The sequence below is a fragment of the Solimonas aquatica genome (assembly GCF_900111015.1).
GTDB classification, from domain to species: domain Bacteria; phylum Pseudomonadota; class Gammaproteobacteria; order Nevskiales; family Nevskiaceae; genus Solimonas; species Solimonas aquatica.
Genome location: NZ_FOFS01000013.1, coordinates 74805 through 97496, shown reverse-complemented (window position 1 = coordinate 97496; position 22692 = coordinate 74805). Strand labels below are relative to the sequence as shown.

General features: G+C 67.4%; 24 protein-coding genes and 2 tRNA genes. 8 read left to right on the top strand and 18 right to left on the bottom strand.

Going from position 1 to position 22692, the window contains the following annotated elements:
* Positions 1 to 11: 11 nt before the first annotated feature.
* The 5 genes from BMY12_RS16155 to BMY12_RS16135 form a co-directional block, all read right to left on the bottom strand.
* Positions 12 to 704: an acetoacetate decarboxylase family protein gene (locus BMY12_RS16155; RefSeq protein ID WP_093288597.1), complete on the bottom strand. Its 693-nt coding sequence runs from the start codon at positions 702 to 704 to the stop codon at positions 12 to 14.
* Complete coding sequence (locus BMY12_RS16150) at positions 682 to 2385, bottom strand: GMC family oxidoreductase (protein ID WP_093288594.1); 1704 nt, start codon at positions 2383 to 2385, stop codon at positions 682 to 684. The genes BMY12_RS16155 and BMY12_RS16150 overlap by 23 nt, the downstream gene beginning before the upstream one ends.
* On the bottom strand, positions 2382 to 3875 hold the full coding sequence (locus BMY12_RS16145) for a flavin-containing monooxygenase (RefSeq protein WP_093288591.1): 1494 nt from the start codon (positions 3873 to 3875) through the stop codon (positions 2382 to 2384). Before BMY12_RS16145 ends, BMY12_RS16150 begins: the two co-directional genes overlap by 4 nt.
* 285 nt (positions 3876 to 4160) lie before the next feature.
* Positions 4161 to 4844 carry a DUF4336 domain-containing protein gene (locus BMY12_RS16140; protein WP_093288784.1) on the bottom strand — a complete coding sequence of 228 codons (684 nt, stop codon included), beginning with the start codon at positions 4842 to 4844 and terminating at the stop codon, positions 4161 to 4163.
* Positions 4845 to 4888: 44 nt separating this feature from the next.
* Positions 4889 to 5530, bottom strand: coding sequence for a class I SAM-dependent methyltransferase (locus tag BMY12_RS16135; RefSeq protein ID WP_093288783.1), 642 nt, complete (start codon positions 5528 to 5530; stop codon positions 4889 to 4891).
* 133 nt (positions 5531 to 5663) lie between these two features.
* Here BMY12_RS16135 and BMY12_RS16130 point away from each other — a divergent pair, with 133 nt between their 5' ends.
* The 5 genes from BMY12_RS16130 to BMY12_RS20380 all read left to right on the top strand — a co-directional run bounded on the left by BMY12_RS16130 (position 5664) and on the right by BMY12_RS20380 (position 9129).
* Positions 5664 to 6422 carry a class II aldolase/adducin family protein gene (locus tag BMY12_RS16130; protein ID WP_093288588.1) on the top strand — a complete coding sequence of 253 codons (759 nt, stop codon included), beginning with the start codon at positions 5664 to 5666 and terminating at the stop codon, positions 6420 to 6422.
* Between the two features lie 81 nt (positions 6423 to 6503).
* Complete coding sequence (locus BMY12_RS16125) at positions 6504 to 7061, top strand: hypothetical protein (protein ID WP_093288585.1); 558 nt, start codon at positions 6504 to 6506, stop codon at positions 7059 to 7061.
* A 108-nt stretch (positions 7062 to 7169) separates the two neighbouring features.
* The gene (locus BMY12_RS16120) at positions 7170 to 7799 is read left to right on the top strand and encodes a LysE family translocator (protein ID WP_093288582.1); all 630 of its coding nucleotides are present in this window, start codon (positions 7170 to 7172) and stop codon (positions 7797 to 7799) included.
* Between the two features lie 251 nt (positions 7800 to 8050).
* The gene (locus BMY12_RS16115) at positions 8051 to 8938 is read left to right on the top strand and encodes a dienelactone hydrolase family protein (protein WP_093288781.1); all 888 of its coding nucleotides are present in this window, start codon (positions 8051 to 8053) and stop codon (positions 8936 to 8938) included.
* A 44-nt stretch (positions 8939 to 8982) separates the two neighbouring features.
* Positions 8983 to 9129, top strand: coding sequence for a hypothetical protein (locus BMY12_RS20380; protein ID WP_177189036.1), 147 nt, complete (start codon positions 8983 to 8985; stop codon positions 9127 to 9129).
* Positions 9130 to 9146: 17 nt separating this feature from the next.
* Here the strand turns inward: BMY12_RS20380 and BMY12_RS16110 are convergent.
* The 5 genes from BMY12_RS16110 to BMY12_RS16090 form a co-directional block, all read right to left on the bottom strand.
* A tRNA-Arg gene (locus BMY12_RS16110) sits at positions 9147 to 9223 on the bottom strand.
* Between the two features lie 92 nt (positions 9224 to 9315).
* Entirely contained in the window at positions 9316 to 9462 is a 147-nt protein-coding gene (locus tag BMY12_RS16105) for a lmo0937 family membrane protein (RefSeq protein WP_143068982.1), read from the bottom strand.
* A 114-nt stretch (positions 9463 to 9576) separates the two neighbouring features.
* Complete coding sequence (locus tag BMY12_RS16100) at positions 9577 to 10152, bottom strand: lipid-binding SYLF domain-containing protein (protein ID WP_218140234.1); 576 nt, start codon at positions 10150 to 10152, stop codon at positions 9577 to 9579.
* Between the two features lie 85 nt (positions 10153 to 10237).
* Positions 10238 to 10450: a CsbD family protein gene (locus BMY12_RS16095; RefSeq protein ID WP_093288574.1), complete on the bottom strand. Its 213-nt coding sequence runs from the start codon at positions 10448 to 10450 to the stop codon at positions 10238 to 10240.
* On the bottom strand, positions 10447 to 10731 hold the full coding sequence (locus BMY12_RS16090; protein ID WP_093288571.1) for a hypothetical protein: 285 nt from the start codon (positions 10729 to 10731) through the stop codon (positions 10447 to 10449). The genes BMY12_RS16095 and BMY12_RS16090 overlap by 4 nt, the downstream gene beginning before the upstream one ends.
* A gap of 186 nt (positions 10732 to 10917) precedes the next feature.
* Here BMY12_RS16090 and nhaA point away from each other — a divergent pair, with 186 nt between their 5' ends.
* Complete coding sequence (nhaA, locus tag BMY12_RS16085; RefSeq protein WP_093288568.1) at positions 10918 to 12249, top strand: Na+/H+ antiporter NhaA; 1332 nt, start codon at positions 10918 to 10920, stop codon at positions 12247 to 12249.
* Positions 12250 to 12319: 70 nt separating this feature from the next.
* On the opposite strand, the gene BMY12_RS16080 is transcribed toward nhaA, so the two are convergent.
* Positions 12320 to 12395 (bottom strand) — tRNA-Arg (locus tag BMY12_RS16080).
* A 35-nt stretch (positions 12396 to 12430) separates the two neighbouring features.
* Positions 12431 to 13918 carry an alpha/beta hydrolase family protein gene (locus BMY12_RS16075; RefSeq protein ID WP_143068981.1) on the bottom strand — a complete coding sequence of 496 codons (1488 nt, stop codon included), beginning with the start codon at positions 13916 to 13918 and terminating at the stop codon, positions 12431 to 12433.
* Positions 13919 to 14187: 269 nt separating this feature from the next.
* Between BMY12_RS16075 and BMY12_RS16070 the strand changes: the two genes are divergently transcribed.
* Positions 14188 to 15693, top strand: coding sequence for a cellulase family glycosylhydrolase (locus tag BMY12_RS16070; RefSeq protein ID WP_245732573.1), 1506 nt, complete (start codon positions 14188 to 14190; stop codon positions 15691 to 15693).
* 6 nt (positions 15694 to 15699) lie between these two features.
* Here BMY12_RS16070 and BMY12_RS16065 read toward each other — a convergent pair whose 3' ends face one another.
* The 3 genes from BMY12_RS16065 to BMY12_RS16055 form a co-directional block, all read right to left on the bottom strand.
* Positions 15700 to 15978: a metal-sensing transcriptional repressor gene (locus BMY12_RS16065; RefSeq protein ID WP_093288559.1), complete on the bottom strand. Its 279-nt coding sequence runs from the start codon at positions 15976 to 15978 to the stop codon at positions 15700 to 15702.
* A 97-nt stretch (positions 15979 to 16075) separates the two neighbouring features.
* Positions 16076 to 16819: a trehalose-phosphatase gene (gene otsB, locus BMY12_RS16060; RefSeq protein WP_093288555.1), complete on the bottom strand. Its 744-nt coding sequence runs from the start codon at positions 16817 to 16819 to the stop codon at positions 16076 to 16078.
* Positions 16816 to 19071 carry an alpha,alpha-trehalose-phosphate synthase (UDP-forming) gene (locus tag BMY12_RS16055; RefSeq protein ID WP_093288552.1) on the bottom strand — a complete coding sequence of 752 codons (2256 nt, stop codon included), beginning with the start codon at positions 19069 to 19071 and terminating at the stop codon, positions 16816 to 16818. Before BMY12_RS16055 ends, otsB begins: the two co-directional genes overlap by 4 nt.
* 189 nt (positions 19072 to 19260) lie before the next feature.
* Here BMY12_RS16055 and BMY12_RS16050 point away from each other — a divergent pair, with 189 nt between their 5' ends.
* Positions 19261 to 21027 (top strand): glycoside hydrolase family 15 protein, encoded by a 1767-nt coding sequence (locus BMY12_RS16050; protein ID WP_093288549.1) that lies wholly within the window; start codon positions 19261 to 19263, stop codon positions 21025 to 21027.
* Positions 21028 to 21037: 10 nt separating this feature from the next.
* On the opposite strand, the gene BMY12_RS16045 is transcribed toward BMY12_RS16050, so the two are convergent.
* Genes BMY12_RS16045 through BMY12_RS16035 form a run of 3 tightly spaced genes read right to left on the bottom strand, consistent with a single transcriptional unit; the run spans position 21038 to position 22690 of the window.
* On the bottom strand, positions 21038 to 21349 hold the full coding sequence (locus BMY12_RS16045) for a hypothetical protein (protein ID WP_093288546.1): 312 nt from the start codon (positions 21347 to 21349) through the stop codon (positions 21038 to 21040).
* Positions 21350 to 21392: 43 nt separating this feature from the next.
* Entirely contained in the window at positions 21393 to 22142 is a 750-nt protein-coding gene (locus BMY12_RS16040; RefSeq protein ID WP_093288543.1) for a PepSY-associated TM helix domain-containing protein, read from the bottom strand.
* Positions 22139 to 22690 (bottom strand): FMN-binding protein, encoded by a 552-nt coding sequence (locus BMY12_RS16035; protein WP_093288540.1) that lies wholly within the window; start codon positions 22688 to 22690, stop codon positions 22139 to 22141. The genes BMY12_RS16040 and BMY12_RS16035 overlap by 4 nt, the downstream gene beginning before the upstream one ends.
* Positions 22691 to 22692: the final 2 nt, after the last annotated feature.

The window sequence follows — 22692 nt, the reverse complement described above, 5'->3', positions numbered from 1 at the left end:
AGTCCTGATGATCAGTAATGGTCGAGAATCCGTGAAACCGGGAACACCATGCGAAAGCGCGAGACCGCCACGCTCAGCGGCGCGCGGGCCTGACTCAGATCGGCAAACAGCTGCGGATTGCTGTGCATGCGCTTGAGCTGCGCCGGCCTGATCCAGCCGCTGGCGCTGGGGGTGTAGATGAAGGTCTTGCCGTCGCGATGCTGGCCCAGGGTGCGCAGGCTGCCGGGCGTGAGCTGGCCGGGAAAGGGCAGGGGCAGCGGATAGCTGCGGTAATCGAGCTCGGCAATCAGCGCGCCGTCCTGCGTCACGCGTACGCGGTCCAGGCCCTGCTCGCCGTAGCGCACCTCGAACTGCGCCACTTCCTTGGGTATGCCCCAGTTGTTCTGGCCGTTGACCACGCTGGCGAGCGTGGAGACGAAGATGCGGCTGATGGAGAGATGACGACGGCCATCGGCAAAGGGAAAGCTGCCGGGGATGAACAGCAGTTCGTGGTACGGGCCCACGTCCGACTGGCTGTAATCGACGAACATCATCCAGGCCGTGCGCGAGTGGCCGCGACGTCCTTGCAGCGAGGCCGGCACGAAGCGGTCCTGTTCGCTGCTGCCCGGGGCGAAGCGCAGCATGCTGATGTAGCCGCGTCCGTGCAGCAGCCAGGGCGCAGGGGCGCGGGCGACGCCGGCCTCAGTGTGCGCTGGCAGGTTCATGGGGCTCCTTGCGGCGGATATCAGCGGCTGGATTGTCGGACTTTGCCGCCGGGAAATGGCGATTGTTTGCGTCCCGCAGAATCAGCTCGGCGGCCTTCTCGGCAATCATGCTGGTGGGCGCATTGGTGTTGGAGCCGTTGAGCGTGGGCATGATGGAGGCATCCACCACGCGCAGGCCCGCGATGCCATGCACGCGCAGCTGCGGATCCACCACGGCCTTTTCGTCCACGCCCATCCTGCAGGTGCCCACCGGATGATAGGTGCTCTCGGCGGCCTGCGCGATCCAGGCCCGCAGCGCGGCATCGCTCTGCACGGTCCAGCCCGGCGAAAGCTCTTCGCCGCGAAACGGATCCAGCGCGCGCTGCGACAGCACACGGCGGGTTTCACGCACGGCGTCGAGCAGGCGCTGCCAGTCGCGCTCCTGCGTCAGATAACAGGGATCGATCAGCGGCGGCGCCGTCGGATCGGCGCTGGCCAGCGTCACGCGGCCGCGCGACAGCGGCCGCAGATCGTAGACATAGGCGATATAGCCATAGCCCTTGAACATGGGCCGCAGATCGAAGCCGTGATGCACATTGGGCGCCGGCGCGAAGTGCCACTGGATATCGGGGATGGGCTCCTGCGGATTCGATCTGAAGAAGCCGCCGGCCTCCACCACATTGCTGGCGAACTCGCCCTTGCGCCAGAACACATAGCGCAGCACATTGCCCAGATTGCGCAGCAGCGAGAAGGGGTGCAGGGAGACGCCGGCGCGACCCTTGGCGCGGGTCTCGATGATCACCTCCAGATGATCCTGCAGGTTTTCGCCCACGCCGGGCAGCTCGTGAATCACGCCGATGCCGTGCTTCTCCAGCTCGGCCCGCGGGCCGATCCCCGAGAGCATCAGCAGCTGCGGTGACTGCAAGGCCCCCGCGCAGAGCAGCAGCTCGCGCCTGGCCAGCGCCGCCTGCTCCTGACCTTCGTGACGATAAGTCACGCCCTGCGCGCGACCCTGCTCGATCAGAATCCGCGTCGCCAGTGCACCGGTGCGGATCTGCAGATTGGGCCTTGCGCGCACCTCGGGCGGCAGATAGGCGCGGGCATTGCTGCAGCGCTGGCCGTCTTTCTGAAAGACCTTGAAACTGCCCACGCCTTCCTGGCGCGCGCCGTTGAAATCCTCGTTGCGCGCATGCCCGGCCTGCTCGGCGGCGCGGATGAAAGCCTGGCTGATGGGATTGAGCTTCTGTGGCGGCGCGATGTGCAGCGGTCCGTCGAAACCATGATAGGGACGGTCTTCCGCCGAGAGCGGGGCGCCGTAGCTTTCCGATTTGCGGAAGTACGGCAGCACTTCCTCATACGACCAGCCCTCGCAGCCCTGCGCGGCCCAGTGGTCGTAGTCCCAGCGATGGCCGCGCGTGCAGACCATGGCGTTGATGCTGCTGCTGCCACCCAGCACCTTGCCGCGCGGCTGGTAGGTGGGGCGATTGCCCAGCGCGGCCTGCGGCGTGCTCCAGAATTTCCAGTTGGCGAACCAGCCGCGCACCAGGGCCACCACGCCCAGCGGCATGTGGATCAGCGGATTGCGATCATCCGGACCGGCTTCCAGCAGCAGCACCTGATGACGCCCGTCGGCGGAAAGACGATTGGCCAGCACGCAGCCGGCCGAGCCGCCGCCGACGATCACATAGTCGTAGGTGTTCATGAGCCCTGGGTGCTTGCGCGCGGCTGGAAGCGGTAATGCGCGAGTTGCGGCGCACGCGTGCGGCGCGCGAACTCCAGCATCGAGCCCACCCAGTTGTTGGTGTTGCGGCCTTCGGCAGTCTTGTACCAGCTCTGGCAGTCGCCGCTGTAGGTGGTGCCGGCGCTGCGCTGCTCCATCTCCTGCACATAGGCCTGCTGCGCCTGCGCCTGAATCTCCACGCTGGCGGCTCTGCGTTTGTCCCGTTCGAGCAGCAGCTGCACCAGATAACGCTGCTGCCGTTCCAGCATGAACAGGATGGAGCCGGAGCCGACGTTGGTGTTGGGGCCGTAGAGCATGAAGAAGTTGGGGAAGCCCGCCACGCTCATGCCCAGATAGGCTTCGGCGCCGCGCGTCCAGGTTTCATGCAGGGACTTGCCGCCGGAACCCAGCACGCGCATCGGCGCCAGGAACTGCGTGGCGGCAAATCCGGTGCCGTAGATGATGGCGTCCACGCGATGCAGGCGGCCCTCGCCATCCACCACGCCCTCGGGCTCGATGCGGCGGATCGCGCTGTCGATCAGTTCCACATTGTCGCGTGCCAGGGTCGGCAGCCAGGCATTGCTGAGCAGGATGCGCTTGCAGCCGATGGGAAAGTCCGGGCGCAGGCGCGCGCGCAGCTGCGGATCGCGGATCTGCCACCAGGCCTGCAGGCGCGAGCCGGCGGTGATCAGCCAGGCCAGCGCGCGGTTGCCGTTGTAGGCGGCGGCCAGCAGCTCGGTCATGAAGAACACGCGCAGGCGATCCAGATCATGCAGCAGCGGCAGCGTGTCCAGCAGCCAGCGCTCGAAGCGCGAGAACCGCTTTTCCACCTTGGGGAAGGTCCAGCCCGGCGAGCGCTGGAACAGCTTCAGGGTCTGCACCTTGGGTGCGATTTCCGGCACGAACTGCACGGCGCTGGCGCCGGTGCCGATCACCGCCACGGTCTTGCCGCGCAGATCGAAGTCATGGTCCCAGTGCGCGGAGTGGAAGCTGCGTCCGGCAAAGCTTTCGCGGCCGGGGAGGTTCGGATAGGCCGGACGATGCAGCTGGCCCACGGCGCTGATCAGAATCCCGGCGCGCAGGCGGCGGCCATCCTTCAGCTGCAGCAGCCACAGCGCGCTGGCCTCGTCGTAGCGGGCCTCGCTGACTTCGCTGTGGTAGCGGATGTGCGCATCCAGCCGGTACTTGCGCGCGACATGCTGCTGGTAGGCCAGGATCTCCGGCTGCTGCGCATAGCGCCGCGACCAGGGGTAATGCGGCTCGAAGGAAAACGAGTACAGATGCGAGGGCACGTCGCAGCCGCAGCCCGGATACGTGTTCTCGCGCCAGGTGCCGCCCAGGCCGCCGGACTTTTCCAGCATCACGAAGTCTTCGATGCCGGCCTGCTTGAGCGCGTAGGCCATGCCCAGGCCGCCGAAGCCCGCGCCGATGATGGCCACCTTCAGCGGTGTGCCACCGTTCTCCTCAGTCATGTTCGTTTCCCGATTTTTAGTGGTGCAGCCTTGGGGCATGATGCCCGGCTTGTGGCCGCACGGGGGATGACGCTTGCGGCCAGTAAATTGATAGTTCTGGCCAATCGGCTCCGAAGCCGGCATGTCCGCGCCCGCCGTCCGCTGCTCACCACGGCGCATCTGAAGCGGGAGGAAGTGGCGCAGCGGGGCGATGCCGGACCGGCGAGCCCGATTCACGCCTGCAAGCGCCGGGAGGGCATGAGCCCGGCGGCGCTGGCGGCGCAGCGCACCGGCGCGGCCCGAAGCTTATACCTGCAGCCAGGCCAGACCGGCACGCAGCTGCGCGTGGGCGTCCTGCGTGATGATCTCGCCGTGCGCCAGGATCAGGCGCTCGAAGGGCAGGGCCAGCACGCGTTGCAGGCTGGCGCGCGCCTTGGCGCGGCGCACGTAGAGCAGACGCAGCAGCGGATGCCAGCCCACCTTGTCGAGGATGCCGCCCATGCGCAGGTACCAGCGCGTGAAGCCATGCGCGTGACCGTGGAAGTTCTCCACCAGATCGGAGCTGATCAGGCTGCGGCTGGCGGCGTGATAGAACACGGTTTCAAACAGCAGGCTGCCCTGGATGGTGATGGGCTGCAGATCGTCCTGCCATTCGCGATCCGGCGTGTCGGACAGCGCGGTGTCCAGACGCAGGTCGGGACGCTTGCGGCGCAGCAGCTCCGGACCGTAGCGGCGCGCATCCGGCCACAGCGCGGCCGCGGGCGCCGCGTACATGTGATGAAACATATTGGGACAGACGATGTGCCGCACCGGCCCCAGGGCTTCGATCTCGGCCTGCAGCGCCGCGTCGATGGTCACCGGCGAATGCAGCCACAGCGCGCCGCCCGAGAGCCGCACCACGGTCATGCGCGTGCCGATGTGCAGGCCGGCGAAGGCGTGCGGCGAGTCCACCACCCAGAGGTTGTCGGCGAGGGCTTGGAGTCTGGCCATATGCTGATTGTCCTGCATGCCTCCGGTTCTGTGCGTCGCGGCGATCAGGCGGCGCGGCGGCGCGCCACCGCGCGCATCACCACGGCCTCGCCCTGATGATAAGGGCCTTCGTCCAGTTCGACGACGGCGGTCTGCAGCTCGATGAAGTCCAGCCAGGCGCCGAACTCCGCGCGCAGCTGCGCTTCGCTGTACAGCCAGTCGATGTCCTTGGGGCCGCCGCTGGCGCGGCCCAGCTGCTCGCGGGCGAAGCCTTCCAGGATCAGCACGCCGCCGGGCTTGAGCGCGCGCGCGAAGCGGCCGTGCAGCAGGCCGCGCTGTGCCGGCGGCAGATGCGCGTAGATGCTCACCACGGCGTCGTACTGCCGCTCCGGCAGCTCGGCCGCCAGCAGATCCCCGACGCGCGCCTCGATGAGCACGCCGCGCTGCGCGGCCAGCGCCAGCGCCTTGGCCACGCCGACCTCGGAGGCGTCCAGACTCGACACCCGGTGGCCCTGCTGGGCCAGCCATACGCCGTTACGGCCTTCGCCGTCGGCGGGCACGAACAGCTGCGCGCCGGCCGGCAGATAGCGCGGCGCGGTCTGCGCCAGATAGGCATTGGGTGCCTGGCCGTAGGCAAAACCGGGCTCACCGTAGCGCTGGTTCCACTGCAACTGCGGCGCTGCCTTGCTGAGATCGGGCTGGGTCATGAGGCTTTCGCAAAAATCCGTGGCGATCATAACAGTGAGGCCGCGGGTATCCAGGCCTTGACCGGGCGCAGCGCAGCCGCGGGCGCGGCGCGGCACAATGGGCGCAGGAACAGACCCAGACCAGGAGAGATACATGTCCGCCGCATCCACAGTTCGCGATCAGGTTTCGCCCGAGGAATGGCAGCTGCGCGTGGATCTCGCCGCCTGCTACCGACTGGTGGCGCGCTACGGCTGGGACGATCTGGTGTTCACCCACATCAGCGCCAAGGTGCCGGGCGGCCAGGAACACTTCCTGATCAATCCCTACGGCATGATGTTCGAGGAGATCACCGCCTCCTCGCTGGTGAAAGTCGATGCGCAGGGTCGCAAGGTGCAGGACTCGCCGTATCCGGTGAACCCCGCCGGCTTTCTGATTCACAGCTGCGTGCACGGCGCGCGCGCCGACGCCGGCTGCGTGATGCACACGCATTCGCTCAACGGGGTGGCGGTGTCGGCGCAGAGAGACGGTGTGCTGCCGATCTCGCAGCAGGCGTTCTTCGTGCTGTCTTCGCTGGCGTATCACGATTACGAAGGCGTGGCGCTGCTGGAAGACGAGAAGCCGCATCTGGTGCGCGACATCGGCGCCAAGACCTTCCTGATGCTGCGCAATCACGGCCTGCTGACCGTGGGCAAGACGCCCGCCGAGGCGTTCATGGCCATGTACATCTTCGAGGCCGCCTGCGCGGTGCAGGTGCGCGCGCAGGCCGGCGGCGAGCTGATCCCGATTCCGCAGAAGATTCTCGACCTGGCCACGCAGCAGATTGCGCAGGTGACCCTGGGCATGGGCGGTGCGCTGGCCTGGCCGGCGCTGCTGCGCAAGCTGGATCGCGACAACCCGGGTTACGCCGGGTAAAGCCGCGGCGAAACGTTCACAATGGCGCCCCATTCGGACGGCGGCTCTCCGCAGCCGTCCTGGATCAGGAGCTTTGATGTCATGAGCTGGCGCAAGATCAGTGTCGGAATCTGCGGCGCGCTGCTGCTGGGCAGCGCCGCGGCGCAAGCCGAACCGGCGGTGCTCAGCGGCGAGGCGCTGGCGGCCTGCGCGCAGGCCGCCCTGCAGCTGCGCGAGCAGTCGCCGCGCCTGCTGCAGAGCAGCGAGCAGCTGGAAGCCGAGCGCGCCCGCATCAACCAGCGTTCCGCCGAACTCAAGGCGCAGGCCGCCGCCACGCCGCGCGACGATCTGCGCGCGCAGCTGGAACTGCGCGAGCGCCGCAACGCGCACAACGCGCAGGCGCGCGATTTCAATCTGCGCATGGACGCGCTCAAGCACGACATCGATGCGCTGAACGTGGTGAAGGACGATTACACGCAGCATTGCGCGCAGCAGTCCTACCGCCGTTCCGAGCTGGCGCAGCTGCCGCCGGCGGCGCAGGAGGCGATGCGCATGGGCCTGCAGGATCTGCAGGTGCCGTACATCGACAGCGCCGCGCCGTCGCCGGCCGCGCCTGCCCTCAGCGCGCCGGCACCGGCACCGGCCCCAGCGCCGCACTGAGTACAGCACGCGCTGCAAATCCCCTCGGCCTCATTGCGCGGCGACGGGGGCGAGGGCCGGCCTCGGTCAGGCGCCATCCGCGCAGCCTTCATTGCCAACAGGCTTCCCATGCTCGGCATCCACGACTTCCCGCTGTTTCTGCTCTCCTGCATCGCGCTCAATCTCACGCCGGGGCCGGACACGCTGTACATCCTGGGTCGCAGCATCGGCCAGGGCCGTGCGCAGGGCCTGGCCTCGGCGCTGGGCATCTGCAGCGGCTGCGTGGTGCATACCTTCGCTGCCGCGCTGGGTCTGTCGGGACTGCTGGCCGCGTCGGCTTCGGCGTTTCTGCTGGTGAAGCTGATCGGCGCGGCTTACCTGATCTATCTGGGCCTGAGCATGTTGCTGTCGCGCGGCGCGGGTCGCTTCAGCGCGGCGCCCGTCAGCGGTGACCGGCATTGGCTCGCGGCCTACCGCCAGGGCGTGCTCACCAATGTGCTCAATCCCAAGGTGGCGCTGTTCTTCCTCGCCTTCCTGCCGCAGTTCATCGCCGTGGACAGCGCGCACAAGCCGGCGGCCTTCGTGCTGCTGGGGCTGAGCTTCGTGGCCACCGGCACCGTGTGGAGCCTGTGTCTGGCCTGGTTCGCCGCTCCCATCGGCGCCTGGCTCAGGCGCAGCGAAAGGCTCGCCGCACGACTGGATCGTGCCCTGGGCGCGGTCTTTGTCGCGCTGGGGCTGCGCCTGGCCCTGAGCCGATGACGGACAGCGTGCTTAAAAAAACGAAGTGTCCGGCACGCGGTGCTTGGCACCTGGAGCTGCCGAGGGCCATCGAGCGCGCCAGCGCTTGACGGCCGGCAGCGCAGGAAAACCACGCTTTTGCGCAGCGACCTGAAAAACGCCTGGGATGGCGTTTTTCAGCAAGCTGGTAAAGTGCCGAAGCGTCGCCGCGCGCGCCTGCGCACCGGCCCATGTTCTTCGCCCCGAAACAGAGCCTGAAACGGAGAATGTTCATGCATCACCAGCAATACGGTCTGCTGCCGCTCGACTTCGCCAAGGCCAAGCCCGCCAATGGCGCGGTCTCGCGTCGCGGTTTCATCGTCAGCTCCCTGGCCAGCGGCTTTGCGCTGGCGGCCGGCGCCGCGCAGGCCAGCACCATCGTCACCGACAGCCGCGGCCTGATTGCCGGCGAGGTGAAGATTGCGGTGCAGGGCGGCGAGATTCCCGCCTATCGCGCCATGCCCGAGAAAGGCCGCGATCTGCCGGTACTGCTGGTGATTCAGGAAATCTTCGGTGTGCATGAGCACATCAAGGACGTCTGCCGCCGTTACGCCAAGCTCGGCTACTGCGCCATCGCCCCGGAGCTGTTCGCGCGCCAGGGCGATGTGTCGAAGATGAGCGACATCGGCCAGATCCTCGGCGAGGTGGTGAGCAAGGTGCCGGACGCGCAGGTGATGAGCGATCTGGACGCCGCCGTCGCCTACGCCAAGGGCACTGGCCGTGTGGACGTGAAGCGGCTGGGCGCGGTGGGCTATTGCTGGGGCGGGCGCACCGTGTGGCTGTATGCCGCGCACAATCCGCAGCTCAAGGCCGGCGTCGCGTATTACGGTCTGCTCAATGGCATGAAGTCCGAGATCAAGCCCGCCGATCCCATCGATCTGGCCGCGAACATCAAGGCGCCGGTGCTGGGCCTCTACGCCGGTCTAGACAAGTACATCAAGGAGGACGTGGTGGAGCAGATGCGCGGTCTGCTTGCCAAGGGCAGCTCGGGCTCCGAAGTGCTGATCTTCCCCGGCGTGGACCACGGCTTCAATGCCGACTACCGTCCGACCTACGACGCCATCGCCGCCGAGTACGCCGCCAAGCTCGCGCGTGAGTGGCTGCACGATCACGGCGCCTGAGACTTCAGGCAAAAGGCAGCGCGCCGGCGGCATCCTGTTAGCTATTGCGTGCCGGCCGATATCCGGAAGCGCGCCAGATTCTGCAGCTGCTGGCCGCGCAAGCGCATCAGTCCGATGCTGTTGAACAGGCACAGCGCATGCTCGCGAGTCTGGCGGAGCGCGAAGCCGCTGCGGCGCCGGCGACGCCGTAGCTGCACGCTGCGGGAAATGGTGCGCCCGGAGAGACTCGAACTCCCGGCCCTCTGGTTCGAAGCCAGATGCTCTATCCAACTGAGCTACGGGCGCATCGCGAAGGCGCGCATAGTACGCCGGGCCCGACGGCGGTGGCTATCCTGGGTCGTCCTGATGCGTCTGGCGGGCGGATGCGCCGACCGAACTCAGACCCGCCGGCCCTGGATGACGCGCACCAGAATCACGACGATGGCGACCACCAGCAGCAGGTGGATGAAGCCGCCCATGGTGTGGGCCGAGACCAGGCCCAGAAGCCAGAGCACCAGCAAGACCACGGCAATGAGTTCGAGCATGGCGAGTTCCTTCAAGAGCAGGCGATGGCCGGCCCACACAGCGGACGGGGCAGGAGCCGCGGTGTGGGCGGGATGTTGGCCGCCGGTCGAGAGGCGCGGTGGCGATGCGGGCGCTTAGCGCCTGATGCGGCTGATCTTGGTGCCTTCGATGCTGAAGCTCGCCATCAGGCCCTGCTGATCGAAGATGAAGGCGTAGGCGTCGTCCTTGAGCGTGGAGCTGGAAAGGTTCTTGGCGATGCCCTCATTGACCACGACCACCGTCGGTCCGACACCGAGTTCCCAGCCTTCGGACTTGTCGAGATAGCGCAGCGCCTTGTCGTTCATGAGGAAGACCGCGTAGCCGTAGGACTGCGCGCCGGCCTGCAGGCCCCAGGAGGCAGACACGGAGTTGTAGTAGCTGGTCTTGGCCGCGCCGTTCTTCAGCACGCCTTCGCCATAGGCGCCGCCAAACACCAGGCCGGCCCTGATGATCTTGGGAAACACCAGCGTGGCCTTGGCCTGCTTGGAAATCGACAGCGCCGTGGCATTGCTCTTGTAGAGAATCTGCAGGGCCTGCTCGGCGTCCTTGTCCAGTTCCTCGGCAGTGGCGGCCGCCTGTGCGGCAAGGCTGAACAGTCCGGCGCACAGCGCCGTGGCCCCGGCCAGAAGCATGGCGGGGAAGTGGAATCGGCTTGATGTCTTGGTGTGCATGAAAGTCTCCGTAATGGGGTGGCGTCGCGGCCACGCGCGCGGCCTCGCCCCTGCTCCGGCAGGGGCGACGGACGCGCGGCGAGGATCAGCGCCGCGACTTGTCGATGAAGTCCGCGACCTGCTTGTCGGCCTGTTCGCGGGTGATGGCGTAGCGTTCCTGGATCAGGCCCGCCAGCTTCTGGGCATGGCCTTGCGATTGCAGCAGCTCGTCTTCCGTCAGCTTGCCCCAGATGACCTTGGCGGCGCCGACCTGCTGCTTCCACAGGCCCTTGGCCTGCTCTGCACTGGGAAGGCTCATGAGCGCTTCTCCTGGGGCTTGGCAGACTTGTCGCTCTTCCCGCCGGCGGCAAGGCCCAGGGTGCCGGGGCGGGCGGCTGTGCCCGGACTGGGTTGATCGACAGCTTTCTTGGCAGTGACCTGATGATGGGTCTCCTGCGCGGTATCCTTCGGGTTGCCTTGAATGCGAGGCGTGGTGGACGGCGGCGCGCTGCCATTCTGCGCGCTGGCCGGGCGCGGCGCGGCGCCCTTGCTGAGGTTGGCGGCGTTGGCGGCGGGTGGGTGGGAGTTGGCGTTTTTCATGGGGTCTGCCCTCTGTGTCCTGTCGCCAGCGAAGCTGCGGGCGATCGGAATCGATGCGAGTGGCAAGCCTATCGCCGCAGCCACGCAGCGTCGGTGCGGCAAGCCACTTAGCGGTGCGGATGCAAAACCCGCCGGGCATCACCCTGTTAAGGTGGGCATCGCCGAACAGCGGATGAAGCGGATCAGATGAGCCAGCACCCAGCAGTTGGCGCGGACCTCGGCAAGCTCCCGAAGATGCCGGTCGATCGGCTGACGAAGCCGCTGGCCCGTTTTGTACAGATCGAGACCGCCGGCGGCGGCGCCTTGCTGCTGGCCACCTTCACCGCGCTGCTGCTCTCCAATTCGCCCTGGGCCGAAGCGTTCGCGCGCATCTGGGAAACGCCGGCGGGCCTGCACATCGGCAGCCTTGATTTCGCCCGCTCGCTGAAGGAATGGATCAACGATGCGGCGATGACCCTGTTCTTCTTTCTGGTGGCCCTGGAACTCAAGCGGGAACTGGTGCTGGGCGAGCTGCGCGATCCGCGTGTGGCCGCGCTGTCCATCGCCGGCGCCCTGGGCGGCATGACGGTGCCTGCCTTGCTCTATCTGGCGCTGCAGTGGCAGCAGCCGGGCGAGCGCGCCTGGGGCGTGGTGATGGCCACCGACACCGCCTTTGTCATCGGCTGCCTGGCACTGCTGGGCTCACGCATTCCGCACAGCCTGCGCGTCTTCATGCTGTCCCTGGCGATCGTCGACGATGTCGGCGCGATTCTGGTCGTGGCCATCGGCTACAGCGGCCCGATCGTGTGGAGCGCCCTGGGTCTGGCCGTGCTGGGTTTTGCCGGCGTGCGGCTCATGGGGCGCATCGGCATCCGCGGCTTTGCGCAGTACTTCCTGATCGGTGGCCTGATCTGGCTGGCGATGGATGCGTCCGGCATCCACGCCACGATCACCGGTGTGATTCTGGGTCTGATGACGCCGGCGCGGCGCTGGGTCAGCGATGATCGCCTCTACGCGATTCTGGACAAGGTCGTCGCCCATCCCGCCGGCGAGGCCAGCAGTGAGGACACCAAGGATCGCAGCACCTTGCAGCTGGCGGAAATCGCCAGCCGCGAAACCCTGTCGCCTGTCGAGCGGCTGGAGATCGGCTTGCATACCTGGGTGGTCTTCATCGTCATGCCGCTGTTCGCGCTGGCCAATGCCGGCATGCCGCTGCCGGTGACGGGCTTCGTGCCGGGGCTCACGCTCGCCGTGTTCCTGGGCTTTGTCATCGGCAAGCCGCTGGGCATCCTGCTGTTCACCTGGCTCGCGCTCGCCTCGGGCCTGGCGACGCGTGCGGACGATCTGAGCTGGCGTCTGCTGGCGGGAGGCGGCCTGCTCGCGGGCATCGGGTTCACGATGGCGCTGTTCATCACCCAGCTGGCGCTCGGCGATGCACTGATCGGCAGCGCCAAGCTTGGCATCCTGCTGGCTTCCATTGCCTCGGGTCTGGCCGGACTCGCGGTGCTGGCCGGCGCGTCGCGCCAGGCCGCGCCATAGGCGCCAGCTGTGGCCTGGTTTGGCTGCGGGAATGGCCGGGCCGGTGATGGCGCGAGGGCGGGGCAAGATCTGGTGCCCTCGGCAGGAATCGAACCTGCGACCTACCGCTTAGGAGGCGGTCGCTCTATCCACTGAGCTACGAAGGCTTGCGGCGCGTAGTTTAACCGCATCGCCCGCCGCCTCAGCAGCCAGCGCGAATATCCGCGCAGTCCGCGCGCTGGCCATCGCGCAGCACGAAGCTGCGTGCGGAGTGGAAGTGGAAGCTCATCCGATCCGCCCAGCTGGCATCGTCCAGCAGGCGGGCATCGGCGTCGGCGTAGCCGGCTTCGCCGGGCTGCTTCAGCCAGCGGTCGAACCAGGCCAGGGTGTAGTGCTGTGCCAGCGGCTGGCCCCAGCCACCGCTGCAGCGGCCATCGACGATCTGCGGGCACCAGGAGCTGGCGGGGAACGCCGGAAGCAGCGACCACTCGTAATGCGTGCTGCCGCGCAGTGTCACTTGCATCACCGGCAGGTTTTGCGCGCGCCAGGCCTGGTAGACGCTCAGATGGCTGTCGGCGGCCGGCTGCGTGAGGAACGGCGTGGGCACCAGGCCGTATTCGGATTGCTGCTCCAGCAAGGGCAGATGCGGCTGCAGAGTGATCCGCGTCTGAGTAAGTGCCAGGCCCGCTTCAGCCACGCCGGGCAATTCGGAGAGACCACCGAGCGAGATGTTGGGATTGAAGGTGCTGTCCCAGGCCACGGCGGCGCGCACCGGATTCTGTGCATCGATCAGGCCCGGCCAGGGCGCGGCGCCGCTGGCGCCGAACGCCTGTACGTTGTGCACGGCGTTGGCCCCGGCCGAGTGGCCGGCGATGCCCAGGCGCGCAGGGTCGATGGCCGCATGCAGCGGATTGAAGGCAGTGACCACCGTGGGGTAAGTGCCGGCGCAGCTCTGGTTGTGCGGGTAAGGCTGCACGCTGCTGGAACGGAAGAAGTCGATGGCATTGACCAGGCCGCTGGTGAAGACCTCGACATTGAGATTGCCGCCTTGCTGGCCACTGGGCGATTGCCAGTCCGACCGTCCCTGTCCGCGCGGATCGCTGGTCATCACCACATAGCCGGCGCGCACCAGCAGCTGCGCGGCCCACCAGTACAGGGTTTCACTGGCCTGCACCGAGCCGTTTTCGATCACCACGCCGGGCAGGCTGGCGCCACTCTGGCGGTTGCGCGGCGCCCAGATGCGGCCGGAGATGCGCGCGCAGTCCTGGTCGTAATACACCACCGGAATCACCTCGGCTTCCCCGGTGTAGAAGGGCGCGCCATCCAGGCCTTCGGCCTGCGCGTAGCGGAATGGATCGCCCACGCAGGGCAGGGCCCAGGTGGTGCACAGCGGAATCAACTCGGTGTTGGCACTGCGCAGCGCCAGCCAGCTGGGGTCATCTGCTGCGCGCGCCAGCCAGGACAGCTGATTGCTCAGCGACTGCGCCGAGAGCCGCGCGACGAAGGCCGGCTGCAGCTGTTCGGTCGGCGCCTCGCTGACGTGGGCATAGTTGAGTAGCTCGCATTGCGTCCAGGCCAGCGAGGGGAAGCGCGCCTCATCGCAGCTGCGGTCCCAGCCGGGCGTGCCGCTGCGTGGCGCAGCAACGCTTTCGGGACGGCTGGAGCTGCTGCAGCCAGACAATGCGGCCAAGCCCAGCATGGCCCACACCGCGCACCGCATGGCGCTCGTCATCCGCTTCATCGCTTCCCCCAGGTTCTTGGTGTTCACGCTGCCGCTGGCCGGCAGGCTGCGATGGATTATCGCGGGCCCGCTTCGCACAGCATTGGCCGCAGCGCAGTGCCCTGGGGCCTGCCGACCGCTTCTGGCCAGCCTCCCGCAGGCGGACGAGGCGCGCCGCGATACGCGGCCGACAATGCGGGGCATAGCGGCCGGATCAGAGCCGCGTTGGAGGGGCGATCATGCGTATCCGAATGGCCGGGTTGCTGGCGATCTTGCTATTGAGTGCCTGCGGCAGCCCGGAGCCGCCCACGTCCAGCGTCGCGCCACGCGATGCCGAAGCCGCGCCGCAGCTGCGTCGTGATGGTCGCTGGCTGGTTGATCCGCAGAATCGCGTGGTGCTGGTGCATGGCGTGAACGCGGTGTGGAAGCTGCCGCCGTACTACCCGCCCGACGATGCCGAAGGCTTTACCGCGCGTGATGCGCAGTGGCTGCGCGAGCAAGGCTTCAACGGTGTGCGTCTGGGGGTGCTGTGGGCCGGCGTGATGCCGCAGGAAGGCGTGATCGACAACGCTTATCTGCAAGCCTCGGATCGCGTGGTGCAGCTGCTGGCGGCACAGAAAATCTGGACGCTGTACGACTTCCATCAGGACATGATGAGCGAGGAGTTTGGCGGCGAGGGCGTGCCGGCCTGGGCGGTGGAAAAACTCAAAGGCCCGCTCAACACACTGCCGCCGCCGCAGCTGGGTTTCCCCTTCAATTACTTCACGCCGCAGGTCTCGACCCTGTTTGATCATCTCTGGGCTGGGCAGGCCGAGGTCTGGGCCAGCCACGCACAGGCCTGGACGGCAGTCGCCAGGCGCTGGCGTGATCAGGCGTATCACATGGGCTACGACCTTCTGAACGAGCCCTGGGCCGGCACGCTGTGGATCAACTGCCTGAACCCTGCGCTGGGCGGCTGTCCGGATGCGGATCGCGACAAGATCCAGCCGTTCATGGACAACGCACGTCGCGCGCTGCGCAGCGTGGATGCTGCAAATCTGGTCTGGTTCGAACCGCAACTGCTCGCGGGTGGCAGTGGTCTGCGCACTGGCTTCACGCCAGTGGTGGGCGAGAGCCAGCTGGGCTATTCCTTCCACAACTACTGCCCGCATGCCGCGCTGCTGCAGTCCGGCGCGCTGCCGATTCCGCTGGACCTTTCCCAGACCTGCCGCTACTTCATCGATCAGGTCACGGCGCAGGGCGAGGCCGCCGCGCGGCGCATGGACGCGGTGGCGGCGATGAGCGAGTTCGGCGCCTCGGACGATCTCACCATCATCCGCGACACGCTCGCCGCCGCCGACGCAAACCTCGGCAACTGGTTCTACTGGCAGTACAAGAACTGGCGCGATCCCACCACGCAGTCGCAGGGCAGCGGTGCGCAGGGCCTGTTTGCCGATGATACGGATCTGTCCAGCGCCAAGCCCGACAAGCTGCGCCTGCTGGTGCGCACCTATCCGCAGGCCACCGCCGGCATTCCGCTGGCGATGTCCTTTGATCCGGACAGCGGCGAGTTTTCGTATCGCTACACGCCGCGCGCCGCACAAGGGCTCACCGAGATCTATGTGCCGCTGGCGCTGCACTACCCGCAGGGCTATCAGCTGCAGCTCAGCGGCGCGCTGCAGCGCTCGGCCGACAACGCGGCCCTGCTGCTGCTGGAGAATGTGCCGGGCGCCGGCGAGGTGAGCGTGCTGCTGCGTCCGCGCTGAGCGCGCTCAGCGCAGATAGGTGCGGATCGCTTCGTCGATGCGCGCCATGTCCTTGCGGGCGGCGCGGCTGTTGCTGCTGAGCTGCTGCCGGGTGCAGCGCTGGATGCAGTCGGCGATGAAGTTGGCCACCAGGCCATCACTGGCGCCGCGCACGGCGGCCATCTGACGCAGGACTTCGCCGGTGTCGCGATCCTCGCTCAAGGCGCGCTCCAGTGCTTCCAGCTGTCCGCGCAGGCGCCGGATGCGGGCGATCTGCCGGGCCCTGGACGGGGCATGCGATGTCATGGTGCGATCAAAACCCTGATGTGGTGGGCGGACCGGAGCGGCCCTGAGCCCCTTATCTGGCAAAGTGCAGGCCCGCGCATTGATGGGCCTCAAGGCATCAGCGCAGCGGCGCGCGCAGCAGTTCCAGCAGCTCGTCGATGTCCGCTTGCGACTCCAGCAGGTATTCCGCCGCCGTGCGTTCGCAGCGGCCGACCCGCACGCCGAGCAGGCGCTGCGGATCGCGCCAGCGGAACACGGACTCGTCGGTTTCGTCATCGCCCACGAACACCGCGCGCGGGCAGCCCAGGCGCTCCAGCACCTGCCGCAGCCCCTGGCCCTTGCACGGGGCGTCGACGGGCAGGAGATTCAGCACCGATTTGCCGCCCAGCAGGCGCACGCCGGGCAGCTCGCGACACAGGCTGCGCAGCTGCTGCTCCACGGCGGCCGCATCATCGCAGTGGCGATAGTGCAGGCTCAGCGACAAGCGCTTGTCCTCGATCTGCACGCCCGGAAATTCCTGCAGCCGCGCCTGCAGCTGCTGGCGCCACTGCTCCACCCTCAAGGTCACCAGCCGCGGCGGCAGGCCATAGGCCTCGGCGCCGTGATTGCCCACCACCTCCAGCAGCGGAATGCCGGCCAGCAGACGCAGCACATCGGCGCGCGCGCGGCCGCTGAGCACGGCGGTCGGACGGCGTCGTGCCAGCGCCTGCAGCAGGCGCTGCGTGCGAGGGCGCAGCTGCGCTTGCGCGGGATCGTCGACGATCGGCGCCAGCGTGCCGTCGTAGTCGAAGGCGAGCAGGGTGTTGGGTCGCAGGAATTCGGCCAGTGCCGCGCGGCCACCGGGGCTGAGGATCGGAATCATGCGCTGCGTGCCAGGGGGTAGTCGTGCTGATCGGTCAGCAGCTCGATCAGCTGCTCGCGGCGGCGCAGGCGGCTGGCGTCGATCAGCATGCGCCCGGCCCAGCGGTAGACATTGGCTTCCGAGATTGCACGGCGCATCGCGCGCATGCGCGCGGTCTGCTCCTCCGCCGGCATCAGCAGGGCCTGCGCCAGCGCGCCGCTGGCCGCTTCGATGTCATAGGGATTGACGATCAGCGCCTCGCGCAGCTCGCGTGAGGCACCGGTGAACTGCGAGAGCACCAGCACGCCCAGTTCATCGTCGTGCGCGGCCACGTATTCCTTGGCCACCAGGTTCATGCCGTCGTGCAGGCTGCTCACATAGCAGAGCTGCGCGGCGCGGTAGAGCCTGAACACATCGGCGGGCTCGGTGTGGCGGCGGCGCAGCAGGATGGGCTGCCAGCCTTCGCGGCCGAAACGCGCATTGATGCGTGCGGCCAGTTCCTCCACATCGCGGTTCACCTGCTGATAGCGCTCGATCTGCGTGCGGCTGGGCGAGGCGATCTGCAGGAACACGAAGCGGCCGATGAGCGCCGCTTCTCTTTCCAGCAGGCGCTCGACGGCGCGGAAGCGTTCCTCGATGCCCTTGGTGTAATCGAGACGGTCGATGCCGATGCCCAGCAAGGTGTCGGGCGGCAGCTGCAGCTGTGCCAGGAGTTCGGCGCGGCATTGCGCCGCGGGCGGCGCCTCGCTGGCATGGTGATGCGGCCATTCGACCGAAATCGGGTACGCGCGCACCAGGGTGCGCTGGCCGTGACGGATCACCGCGAAGTCCTCGCGGTCCAGACGCGATTCGATGAAATGATCGGCCGCTTCCATGAAGTTGTTGCAGTGCTGCTGGGTGTGGAAGCCCAGGATGCTGCTGCCCAGCAAACCTTCCACCAGCTCGCGATGCCAGGGACAGATGCTGATCTGCTCGACGTTGGGCCAGGGGATGTGCCAGAAGGTGATGATGGTGGCGCGCGGCAGCCGCGCGCGCAGCATGCGCGGCGCCAGCGCGAAGTGATAATCCTGCACCAGAATCACCGGGTCCTCGCTGCTGGCTTCCTGGCAGACCGCGTCGGCGAATTTCTGGTTGACCTGCTGGTACTGCTGCCAGTCCTCGGTGCGGAACGTAGGCCGTGCGTGCGCGACATGACACAGCGGCCAGAGACCTTCGTTGGCAAAGCCGTAGTAGTAGCCACGCTCCTGCTCTTCGCTCAGCCACAGACGGCGCAAGAGATAGGACTCCTCGCCCGGCGGCACGCGCACATGATCCTGCGCGTCCACGGTCTGGCGGTCGGCATCGCCGGCGCCGTGTGCCACCCACACGCCCGAGCAGGCGCGCATCACCGGTTCCAGCGCGCTGACCAGACCGCTGGCCGGATGCACCACGCCGATGCCGCCTTCCGCATCATGCTGATGGATATAGGGCTCGCGATTGGCCAGCACGATGATGCGCTCGCCGTGCAAGTGCCGGCGCAGGGTGAGCTTGAGCCGCTGCGGATTCCAGATGCCGCCGTGCTGTTCGGCCTGCTCTTCCTGGGCAAGACGGTCGAGCAGATCACGCAGATCCTGGAGCAGCGGCTGGAACTCCGGGCGCTTGTCCACTTCCTGGGTCTCGCCCTTGGCGATGCGGCGCAGGCTCTTGTTCCAGGCCTGCCAGAGCAGACGCGAGGACACCAGGGTGATGGTGGCCGAGCCCAGCGCCAGCACCACGAAGGCCAGCAGCAGGAACAGCTGCGCGCTGCGCTCGCGGCGCGAGACGAAGCTCAAGTCGTGCACCAGCACCACGAAGCCGCGCAGCTCGCCCTGCTCCAGCAGCGGAATCGCGGCCAGGTAAACCGTGGTCTGCTTGAGCGGCACGTTTTCCCGCCAGGGCTTGTTGCCGGACAGCACCGCGCTGCGTACGCGCGCCAGCAGCGAGGGGCAGGAAAACACCGGCGGGTAGCTGGCACTGGCCGCCAGGGCCTTGCCCTCGGCATCGCACACCGCCGCCGCCATGATGCGTTCGTCGGTGATCAGATCGCCGAGCAGTAGCTGCAGATCCTGGGTGTCCTGTCCGTGCAAGGCGGAGAGCAGGGCGCGACGCGCGCTGCTCACGGCCAGTTCCGTGCGCAGATCGATATCACGCTCCGACCACTGGCGCGTGGTGTGCGTGACGGCGAACCAGGCGCCGACCACCAGCACGCTCAGCAGTGCCAGCCAGATCAGGACTGAAGGCGTGGCGCTTTTCATCGCCGAAGGCTAGCACGCCGATTGCGGCGCAAGGCAAGCAGCCCAGGACCATCAGGCGAAATGCCGGAGTGACTCACAAAATGCAGGAATCTCACTGGAAATTGCAGGGCCAGGAAAAATCGGTGGCAATGCCGAAACCGGCATGGGCAGTGGTTTTGGTGTGTGTCTTTATTTGATAGGGTCCTGTCCATGCGACTCGAAGATCTTGGTCTGATCGGCAACTGCCAGATCGCCGCGCTGGTGGCGCGCAGCGGCCAGATCGTCTGGTGCTGCCTGCCGCGTTTCGATTCCGAGCCGGTATTCGGCAGGCTGCTGGATGAGGACGGCGGGCAGTTTGCGGTGGGGCCGGCCAGCGGCGTGCCCGGCGAGCAGCGCTATCTGCCCAATACCAATGTGCTGGAGACACGCTTTGAAACCGCAGACGGGCGATTCCGCATCCTGGATTTCGCACCGCGCTTCATGCAGAACAACCGCATGTTCCGGCCCACGCAGCTGCTGCGCATCATCGAGCCGCTGGAGGGCACGCCGCTGATCGGTGTGCATTGCGAGCCGAGGCTGGGCTGGTCCAGGCGCGTGCCGGTGGCGGTGCAGGGCTCCCATCACATCCGCTATGAGGGTTATGCCGCGCCGCTGCGGCTCACCACCGATATCCCGCTTTCATACCTGGGTGGACAGAGCTTCGCGCTGAGCCAGAGACGGCATCTGATTCTGTCCTGGGGCGCGGAAGTGGACGAGTCGATTCCGCTGCTGGCCGAGCGTTTCCTGGCCGAGACCAGCCGCTACTGGCAGCGCTGGGTCAAGCATTCCAATATTCCGGCGCATTACCAGCAGGAAGTGATCCGTTCGGCACTGGCCCTCAAGCTGCATTGCTACGAAGACACCGGCGCCATCGCGGCGGCGCTCACCACCTCCATTCCGGAGTCGCCGGATCGCAGCGGCCGCAACTGGGACTATCGCTACTGCTGGCTGCGCGATTCGTATTACGTGCTGGGCGCGCTGCGCCTGCTCGGACACTTCGAGGAGCGCGAGCAGTTCATCCACTACCTGCTCAACGTCGCCGCCAACGAGCCCGAACTCGATCTGCGACCGCTGTATCGCATCGACGGCGGACGGGATCTGGACGAGCAGACCCTGCCGCACTGGGCCGGCTTCAATGGCCTGGGGCCGGTGCGCATCGGCAACGCCGCGGCGCAGCATCGGCAGCACGATGTCTTCGGCGAGATGATTCTGGCGCTGGCACCGATCTACCTGGATGACCGCTTCATCGATGATCGTTCGGTGGCCACGCTGGATCTGCTGGAGCGTCTGGCGCGCAAGGCTGCTGCAGTGGCGGGCACGCCCGATGCCGGCATCTGGGAATACCGCAAGGCCTGGGAGCCGCAGACCTTTTCCAGCCTGATGTGCTGGGCCGGCATCGACCGCGTGGCGCGCATCGCGCAGCGGCATCGCCCGCTGCATGCCGGCGAGTTCCGCGAAATGGCCGACCGCCTGCGCGCGCAGATCCTGCCGCAGGCCTGGAGCGCGCAGCGGAACAGTTTCGTCGGCGCCTACGGCGGCCAGGAACTCGACGCCGCGCTGCTGCAGCTGGTGCCGCTGCGCTTTCTGCCGCCGGACGATCCGCGTCTGGTCTCGACCGTGCAGGCCATCGCCGATGGCCTCACGCACGGCGGCTGGCTGTATCGCTATCGCGATGATGACGGCCTGGGTGTGCCCACCGTGGCTTTCGTGATCTGCACCTTCTGGCTGATCGAGGCGCTGGCGATGACCGGCAGCAGTGCCCAGGCCAAGGCGCTGATGGCGCGCGTCCACGAGGCCTTGTCGCCGCTGGGCCTGCTCTCGGAGGATTACGACACGCAGCGGCAGCGCATGTGGGGCAATTTCCCGCAGGCCTATTCGCATGTGGGGCTGATCCATGCTGCCTTCGCGGCCGCGCCGCGCTGGAGCGAGCTGCTGTGAGGCGCGTGGCTTAGGGTCGCGAGGCGCGTCGCAGCAGCACGACGAGCACGAAATTGCCCAGCGCCGCGACCAGCGCGATGAGTCCCGCGCCCAGACCGGTCTCCAGTTCGCGGCGTTCGCGGGCAATGTCTTCGCGCAGTTCGGCGACGATCTTGTCGCGCTGCTCGCTCTGCAAGGAGGGCGTGCGCTGCTGATCCAGGTGCAGGTTGAGTTCGGCGGACGCGGCGATATCCGCCTCGCTGTATCGCGGCAGCTGCCTCAGCGCCAGGCCGTAGTAAGCGCACAGGCCCAGGCCGACGGCGAGCAGGAGATAAGGCGTCATCAGGCGGCGGCGTGGTTTCATGTTAGGAAGGAAGACTGAGTTCTCAGTGCGGCCGGTGATGGCGCCGCCGCAGCGTCGCCCACAGGCCAGTGACGGCCAGCAGAATCGCCGCCAGTGCCACCAGATCAATGACGCGCTTGCCGGCCGTGCCAAAGAGCTGCCCGCTGTGCAAATCCGCCAGCACCCGCGTCAGCGGCAGGCTGGGGCGAAGACCGGCTGCGGCCTGCTGCGCCTCGCTCAGGGGCTGCGCCTGCGACCAGTTGGCGCTGGTCAGGTTCACCGCCTGCCAGCTTTCGCCGTCGGCCGAAGCGTAAAGCTGGTCCGCTTCCAGCAACAGCGCGTTGTCGTGCAGTGCCAGGCGGCGCAGCGGCGTGGCCGGCAGCGGCGGCGCGCGCAGCTCGTCGATGCGCTGACCATCGTCGGCCTTGAGCAGCACCAGACTCATCGGCGTGGCCACATAGAGCAGGCCGCCGAGTTCCACCATGCCCAGGGCCTCGGGAATCGGCAGCGCCAGTGGCTTGCCATCGAGCAGGGTCTGGCCCTCGTTGTTGAGCAGGTAGTGAGAGCCGGCGCTGAAGGCGGGCGTCTGTTCGCCATGCAGGCCGTAAGCGCGCATCAGCCAGGGCCAGTCCAGGCGCGTGCTGTCCAGGCCCAGCAGCGCGTGCTCGTTGAGCAGCAGGCCGGAGACGGCGAGCCAGATCAGGAACAGCGCCGCGAACAGACCCGCGCGATGATGCCAGCGATGCAGCAGCACGCCGATGCGATGGCGTTTTTGCGCGCGATGCGGACTCATGGCGCCAGGGCGTCGAGCGTGAGGGCGGTGCGCGCCATGCGCTGCATGGCGTCCACCGACATCGAGGCGCCGGAGATGGAGTCGATGCGCTTGTCGAGCTTGCCGTCCACCAGACGCGCGCCGTGGAACTGTTCGAGGAAGGCCGGGTAACGCACCTCATCGCCGCGCGATTCGCGATACACCAGCACGCGCGCGGCTTCCAGCACGCCGCCCTTGACCACGAAGCCGGCGGTGATCGGATATTCCTTGCCGATCTCGTCCAGCACCCAGAGGCTCTTGTTCTCGCCGCGCCAGTAGCGGATGCGTGCCTGCGGATAGCTGTGTCCGAGCGCGGCCTGCACGCGCGCCTGGGTGGCGGCGTCCAGCCACAGGAACTGCGGCGGCGGGGTCTTGCTGAAGGCTTCGCGGATGAACTGCTCGGGCGGCAGATACACGGTGTCGGCCCGTGCCGGCGTGCCGCAGGCCAGGCCCAGAACCAGCAGCGCGGCCACAGCAAGACGCCGGCGGGTGCCGGCGTCTTGCTGCGTGTCGGGTAGAGCGGGATTCATTG

Coding starts and splice junctions, on each gene's coding strand:
- BMY12_RS16155 (WP_093288597.1), bottom strand. CDS start 704: ATGAACCTGCCAGCGCACACTGAGGCCGGCGTCGCCCGCGCCCCTGCG.
- BMY12_RS16150 (WP_093288594.1), bottom strand. CDS start 2,385: ATGAACACCTACGACTATGTGATCGTCGGCGGCGGCTCGGCCGGCTGC.
- BMY12_RS16145 (WP_093288591.1), bottom strand. CDS start 3,875: ATGACTGAGGAGAACGGTGGCACACCGCTGAAGGTGGCCATCATCGGC.
- BMY12_RS16140 (WP_093288784.1), bottom strand. CDS start 4,844: ATGGCCAGACTCCAAGCCCTCGCCGACAACCTCTGGGTGGTGGACTCG.
- BMY12_RS16135 (WP_093288783.1), bottom strand. CDS start 5,530: ATGACCCAGCCCGATCTCAGCAAGGCAGCGCCGCAGTTGCAGTGGAAC.
- BMY12_RS16130 (WP_093288588.1), top strand. CDS start 5,664: ATGTCCGCCGCATCCACAGTTCGCGATCAGGTTTCGCCCGAGGAATGG.
- BMY12_RS16125 (WP_093288585.1), top strand. CDS start 6,504: ATGAGCTGGCGCAAGATCAGTGTCGGAATCTGCGGCGCGCTGCTGCTG.
- BMY12_RS16120 (WP_093288582.1), top strand. CDS start 7,170: ATGCTCGGCATCCACGACTTCCCGCTGTTTCTGCTCTCCTGCATCGCG.
- BMY12_RS16115 (WP_093288781.1), top strand. CDS start 8,051: ATGCATCACCAGCAATACGGTCTGCTGCCGCTCGACTTCGCCAAGGCC.
- BMY12_RS16105 (WP_143068982.1), bottom strand. CDS start 9,462: ATGCTCGAACTCATTGCCGTGGTCTTGCTGGTGCTCTGGCTTCTGGGC.
- BMY12_RS16100 (WP_218140234.1), bottom strand. CDS start 10,152: ATGCACACCAAGACATCAAGCCGATTCCACTTCCCCGCCATGCTTCTG.
- BMY12_RS16095 (WP_093288574.1), bottom strand. CDS start 10,450: ATGAGCCTTCCCAGTGCAGAGCAGGCCAAGGGCCTGTGGAAGCAGCAG.
- BMY12_RS16090 (WP_093288571.1), bottom strand. CDS start 10,731: ATGAAAAACGCCAACTCCCACCCACCCGCCGCCAACGCCGCCAACCTC.
- nhaA (WP_093288568.1), top strand. CDS start 10,918: ATGAGCCAGCACCCAGCAGTTGGCGCGGACCTCGGCAAGCTCCCGAAG.
- BMY12_RS16070 (WP_245732573.1), top strand. CDS start 14,188: ATGCGTATCCGAATGGCCGGGTTGCTGGCGATCTTGCTATTGAGTGCC.
- BMY12_RS16065 (WP_093288559.1), bottom strand. CDS start 15,978: ATGACATCGCATGCCCCGTCCAGGGCCCGGCAGATCGCCCGCATCCGG.
- otsB (WP_093288555.1), bottom strand. CDS start 16,819: ATGATTCCGATCCTCAGCCCCGGTGGCCGCGCGGCACTGGCCGAATTC.
- BMY12_RS16055 (WP_093288552.1), bottom strand. CDS start 19,071: ATGAAAAGCGCCACGCCTTCAGTCCTGATCTGGCTGGCACTGCTGAGC.
- BMY12_RS16050 (WP_093288549.1), top strand. CDS start 19,261: ATGCGACTCGAAGATCTTGGTCTGATCGGCAACTGCCAGATCGCCGCG.
- BMY12_RS16045 (WP_093288546.1), bottom strand. CDS start 21,349: ATGACGCCTTATCTCCTGCTCGCCGTCGGCCTGGGCCTGTGCGCTTAC.
- BMY12_RS16040 (WP_093288543.1), bottom strand. CDS start 22,142: ATGAGTCCGCATCGCGCGCAAAAACGCCATCGCATCGGCGTGCTGCTG.
- BMY12_RS16035 (WP_093288540.1), bottom strand. CDS start 22,690: ATGAATCCCGCTCTACCCGACACGCAGCAAGACGCCGGCACCCGCCGG.